Source organism: Streptomyces sp. UNOC14_S4, assembly GCF_020740835.1.
Lineage (GTDB): Bacteria > Actinomycetota > Actinomycetes > Streptomycetales > Streptomycetaceae > Streptomyces.
Map to the genome: position 1 here is coordinate 1 of NZ_JAINFC010000569.1, position 4,609 is coordinate 4,609.

The following is a 4,609-nucleotide window of genomic DNA, read 5'->3' on the forward strand; positions in this document are numbered from 1 at the left end:
GGGTGCCGTTCGGCGCGCGGGGCCGGCTGACCGACGAGTACCTGGGTGTGGTGCGGGAGACCTGGCGGGCGGAGGGCGGTACCGCGCCCGCGGTGTGGGTCGGCGGGCACAGCCCGGCGGCGATCCGGCGGGCGGTCCGGTTCGGTGACGCCTGGCATCCGCTGCGGCTTCCGGTGGCGCGGATGCGGGCGGTCCTCGCGGACAACGCGTTGCCGGGGTTCGCGCCACGGATCGCGCTGCGGCTGACCGACGCCCCGGTCGTTCCGGGCGCGGGGAACGACCGGGCCGAGGGGGCTGAACGGCCCGCCGGTGTCGGGGATCTGGAGCAGATCGTGGGTGATCTGGAGGAGCTTCGCGGGCTCGGTGCCGAGACGGTGGTGCTGGACCCGTACCACGGGGACCCGGCCCTGGCCTGTCGGCCCGAGGCCATGTGGCGGGCGCTCACGGCAGTGGCCGAGCGGTGGAGGATGGCGTCATGATCACATCTGCTGACGAGGCGCTGCTGCGCCGCGCCATCGGTATCGCGGCGCGCGCGGTGGAGCTGGGGGACGCGCCGTACGGCTCGCTGCTGGCCGGGCCGGACGGGGCGGTCCTCGCCGAGGCGCACAACACGGTCCGGCGGGACGACGACATCACCGCCCACCCGGAGCTGAAGCTGGCCCGGTGGGCGGCCCGCGAGCTGGACGCGGACACGGCCGCCCGCACCACCATGTACACCAGCTGCCAGCCGTGCGGCATGTGCGGCGGCGGCATCGTCCGCTCCGGCATCGGCCGGGTGGTCTACGCGCTCTCCACCGAGCAGCTCGTCGAACTCAACCCGCAGTCGGGCGACTGGCCGTCCGTGGCACAGGACGGCCCGGCGCTGTTCGACGAGGCACGCGTCCCCATGGATGCCTACTACCGGCCGAGCTGACGGCACCGGACCGGCCGGTCGGCCGAGGGGGCTCGTCGGCCGGGGAAACCCGTCGGCCGTGGTCACCCGGACTTGGCCGTGGCCCGTACGCCGAAGTGGACGTAGCGGCTGCCGTCCGCCAGGGCGTAGAACACGACGGGTGGGCAACTGTTGTTTCGGTTATAGGCCGTTGCCAGTCATGTTGTCGCTCGTGTGAGTGATGTGAGGCAGAGGCGCCTATGCATAGGATTTCGGTTATCGGTTGGGTGTGCGCTAGGGAGGGGGTGTGGCATGCCGGTGACTCATCGGTCTGGCGGGCGTCGTGGGCTGCGGGTGATTGCCGCGCCGTTCACTGTTGCCGCGCCGTCGGGTGCGCGGATCCGGGACCGTTTGCGGGTGACGGCTGCTGATGCCGGGGTGCTGCGGCTGGTCGGTGAGCACAACGGGCGCCTGCAGCGCACCGATCTGGCCGGTCGTGTGTCCCTCGGCAACGTCAAAGGCAGGGATGCGCGGCGGGCTGAGCGCAAGCGTGGGCTGACGGCGGGCTCGTCCTCGCGGTGGGCCGGGGCCATGACCCGTACCAGCGAGGACCAGTACCAGCTCTCCCTGCGCTGCCTCCACGACGAACGCGCCCACCTGCGCCGCGCGATCAGAGTCATCGAACAGCGGCTGGCCGCGCCTGCCGGGGGACGCTCGGGCAGAGTTCGCGGTTACTCGGACCAGAATGAGCGGTTCCAGAAGCAGCGGCGCCTGCGTGCTCTTCGGCTCCGGCTGGCCCGCACCGAGAAGCGGATCGAACAGGGCCGCCCCGGCATTGTGGTGGGCGGGCGGCGGCTGCTGAAGGCGCGGCACAGCCTGGAGCAGGCCGGGCTGACCGAGGCGCAGTGGCGGCAACGGTGGGAAGCCGCGCGGCTGTTCCTGACCGCCGACGGTGAGAGTGGCGCGCCGTTCGGAAATTACACGATCACCGTCAGCCCTGACGACGGCTCGGTCACCCTTGTCCTTCCCGGGCCGTTGCGGTATTTGGCCAACGCTCCGCGGGGTCGGTATCGGCTGGCGTGCACGGTCGCTTTCCACCACCGGCGTGAGGAGTGGCTCGACCGTGTCACGGTGCACCAGGCCGTGCGCTACGACATCACCCTCGACCCGGTACGGGACCGCTGGTACCTGGACGCATCCTGGTCCACCGACACCACCCCCCTTCCTTCACCACAGGGCCTCAAGGACACGGGCGCGCGGCTGCTGGGCGTCGACCTCAACGCCGACCACCTCGCCGCGGTCGTCCTCGACCCTCACGGCAACCCCACTGGCCAGCCGCTGACCGTCCCGCTGGAGCTGACCGGCACCAGTGCCACACGTGACGGCCGCCTGCGCCAGGCCATCACGCAGCTGACCACTTTCGCCCGCGAGCGGGGGTGCGCGGGGATCGTGATCGAGAATCTCGGCTTCGACGACGCCCGCGCCACCGGCCGCGAGACACTCGGCCGGGGAAAGCGTGGCAAGACCTTCCGCCGCACCGTCGCGGGCATCCCCACCGCACGCCTCCGCGAACGCCTGCGTGGCATGGCCCACCACGCCGGGCTCGTCGTCGTCGCCGTCGACCCGGCGTACACCTCCCGCTGGGGCACCCGCCACTGGCGGACCCCGCTCCAGCAGCAATCACCGACCACGGTCGTCACACGGCATCACGGTGCCGCCGTGGCGATCGGCAGACGCGGCCTGGGACACCGGATCCGGCGTCGGCCAGGTGTGACCGCCCACCACCAGAGGATGGCGGGACGGAGAGCTACCGGCCAGACCGTACCCGGACCCGGACCGCACGGGACCACGAGCCCACCCAGGACGACAGGCACACCCCACCAGGGTGACAAGACCCGGCCGCGCCGACGTGAACCCCTCGTGCCACCCCGGCCTCGAAGACCGTCCGCGAGGCCACCGGACCACAACACTGATCCGGATTGCGATAACCCGGCCAACACCGGCCAACATCGCTAGGAACGGTGCGGAGCCCGGGGATGTCGGTGCCGTTCTTCCCCGGCTCTTCTCCGACCGGTTCCCTAACCGGCCTGGCGGGGCCGTCGGCCGACGAGGGCCGTCAGCGAGGCCATGGTCGTCCGCGGGGGACGCCGGAGGTCCCGGTCGGAACGGACGACCGGGCGGGCCAGGACCCGGACCAGGGCGCCGAGGGCGAAGCCGTACACCGCCACCAATCCGTGCCCGTTGGCCTGGGCGAACCACAGGGCCAGGCCGGCGACGGGCACGGCGAGCGCGAGCAGCCGCTCCTTCGGGGCGCCGCCGCGAGCACCGGCGCGCAGCAGGAGTGCGGCGGCCAGGGTCGCGGCGAGGAAGTAGGTGGCGCCCGAGCTCCCGGCGAAGTTACGGGGATCGGCGGTGGCGCGGTCGGACTCCCCGAAGAGGGCGTCTATGCGCTGCGGCAGGAGAATGCCCGCGGCGAACAGGCCCACCGTCAGGGGCGCGCCCCAGAACCACTCGGCGAGCGCGGCGACGACCACAAGGGTGGCGATGTTCCACACCGCCCCGAAGAGGCCGCCGTTCTGCATGAAGACCGCGGTGACCACGCGCCACCAGCCCGACTTGCTCGGGTCGTCGTCGAAGGCGTCCATCGCCCCCGACCAGCATAGCTGTGTCACCACCGCGCCGATCGCGAGCACGGCCAGCCCGGCCGCGACCCAGGGCGGGCGGCGCCCGGCCACGGTGTCCGGCCCGATCAGGGCCATACCGGCCTTGAACATCAGCACCATCAGCCCCGCCGTGGTCACGTTGAACACCAGCGCGCCCATCGCCGCCCCCATCCCCCTGTTCGGCTTGCCCGGCTTGCCCGAGCTGCGATGACAGCGACATTAGCGGTAGCGGCGGCCGGATTCAAACAGTGTTTGAAACCTGTGGATAAACTTGTCCCCATGAAGCTGACCGCGGACCGGATCATCGACGCGGGCATGACTGTGTTCGCCGAATCGGGCTATCACGGGCTGTCCATGCGCAAAGTGGCTGAACGACTCGGCGCGCACGCCGGGAGCCTCTACTACCACGTGCCCAGCAAGAGCGCCCTGCTCCAGCTGATGGCGGACCGGCTGGCCCGCCAGGCCTACGAAGCGGGCACGGCCGCGCTCACGGCCCTGCCCGAGCAGACCGGTTGGGAGGACCGGGTGGAGGCCCAGGCCGTCGCCCTGCGCCACAGCATCCGGCAACACCCAGGTGGCGCCGCCCTGTTCGCCGACAGCCCGAAGGTGCTCAGCACCGGGGCCCTGTCGTTGATGGAGCGGCTGCTGCAGACCCTGATGGACGCCGGAGTGCCCGAGGAACAGCGCGGGGTCGCCGCCGACGCGCTGCTCAGCCACATCACTGGATTCGTCCTGCAGGAGCAGGGCGACCCGCCCGCCGTGCCCGTCACCCCCCAGGCCGTCGCCGAAATTCACGAACGCTTTCCGATGACGGTGGCCTCGGCGTCGGCCTCGGCCCAGGACCTGGACGAGAAATTCGTCCAGAGCGTGCGGCTGCTCTGCGACGGCATCGCGGCGCGGATCCGGCCGCCCGGCCGTCCCTGACCCTGGCCCTGGCCCTGACCCTGGCCGCAGGGGCCCGGTCCGGCCGGGCCCGGCGGCACAGAATGGGGGCATGACCGAGAGCAACGGATCCCCGTGGGGCGGCGCGGCGGAGAGGCCCGCCGAACCCACCGAACCCACCGAACCCACCGAC

4 protein-coding genes and 1 pseudogene are annotated in these 4,609 nt (G+C 71.9%); 4 read left to right on the top strand and 1 reads right to left on the bottom strand.

The genetic code is table 11. The annotated features are described in order from the left end of the window. From K6I34_RS32185 to K6I34_RS32195, 3 genes and pseudogenes are all read left to right on the top strand, one after another. Positions 1–479, top strand: a pseudogene (locus tag K6I34_RS32185) (LLM class F420-dependent oxidoreductase); the annotation flags it as partial. Then, the gene (locus K6I34_RS32190; RefSeq protein WP_229331539.1) at positions 476–913 is read left to right on the top strand and encodes a nucleoside deaminase; all 438 of its coding nucleotides are present in this window, start codon (positions 476–478) and stop codon (positions 911–913) included. The pseudogene K6I34_RS32185 and the gene K6I34_RS32190, both read left to right, overlap by 4 nt. A gap of 375 nt (positions 914–1,288) precedes the next feature. Then, on the top strand, positions 1,289–2,887 hold the full coding sequence (locus tag K6I34_RS32195) for a hypothetical protein (protein WP_229331541.1): 1,599 nt from the start codon (positions 1,289–1,291) through the stop codon (positions 2,885–2,887). Positions 2,888–2,949: 62 nt separating this feature from the next. Here K6I34_RS32195 and K6I34_RS32200 read toward each other — a convergent pair whose 3' ends face one another. Continuing rightward, positions 2,950–3,693, bottom strand: coding sequence for a hypothetical protein (locus K6I34_RS32200; RefSeq protein WP_229331543.1), 744 nt, complete (start codon positions 3,691–3,693; stop codon positions 2,950–2,952). A gap of 120 nt (positions 3,694–3,813) precedes the next feature. On the opposite strand from K6I34_RS32200, the gene K6I34_RS32205 reads away from it, so the two are divergent. After that, positions 3,814–4,458, top strand: a complete 645-nt coding sequence (locus tag K6I34_RS32205) for a TetR/AcrR family transcriptional regulator (protein ID WP_229331545.1) — start codon at positions 3,814–3,816, stop codon at positions 4,456–4,458. Positions 4,459–4,609: the final 151 nt, after the last annotated feature.

Bases quoted from the DNA above. Each gene is read 5' to 3' on its own strand.
- K6I34_RS32190 (WP_229331539.1), top strand. From the start codon at position 476: ATGATCACATCTGCTGACGAGGCGCTGCTGCGCCGCGCCATCGGTATC.
- K6I34_RS32200 (WP_229331543.1), bottom strand. From the start codon at position 3,693: ATGGGCGCGCTGGTGTTCAACGTGACCACGGCGGGGCTGATGGTGCTG.
- K6I34_RS32205 (WP_229331545.1), top strand. From the start codon at position 3,814: ATGAAGCTGACCGCGGACCGGATCATCGACGCGGGCATGACTGTGTTC.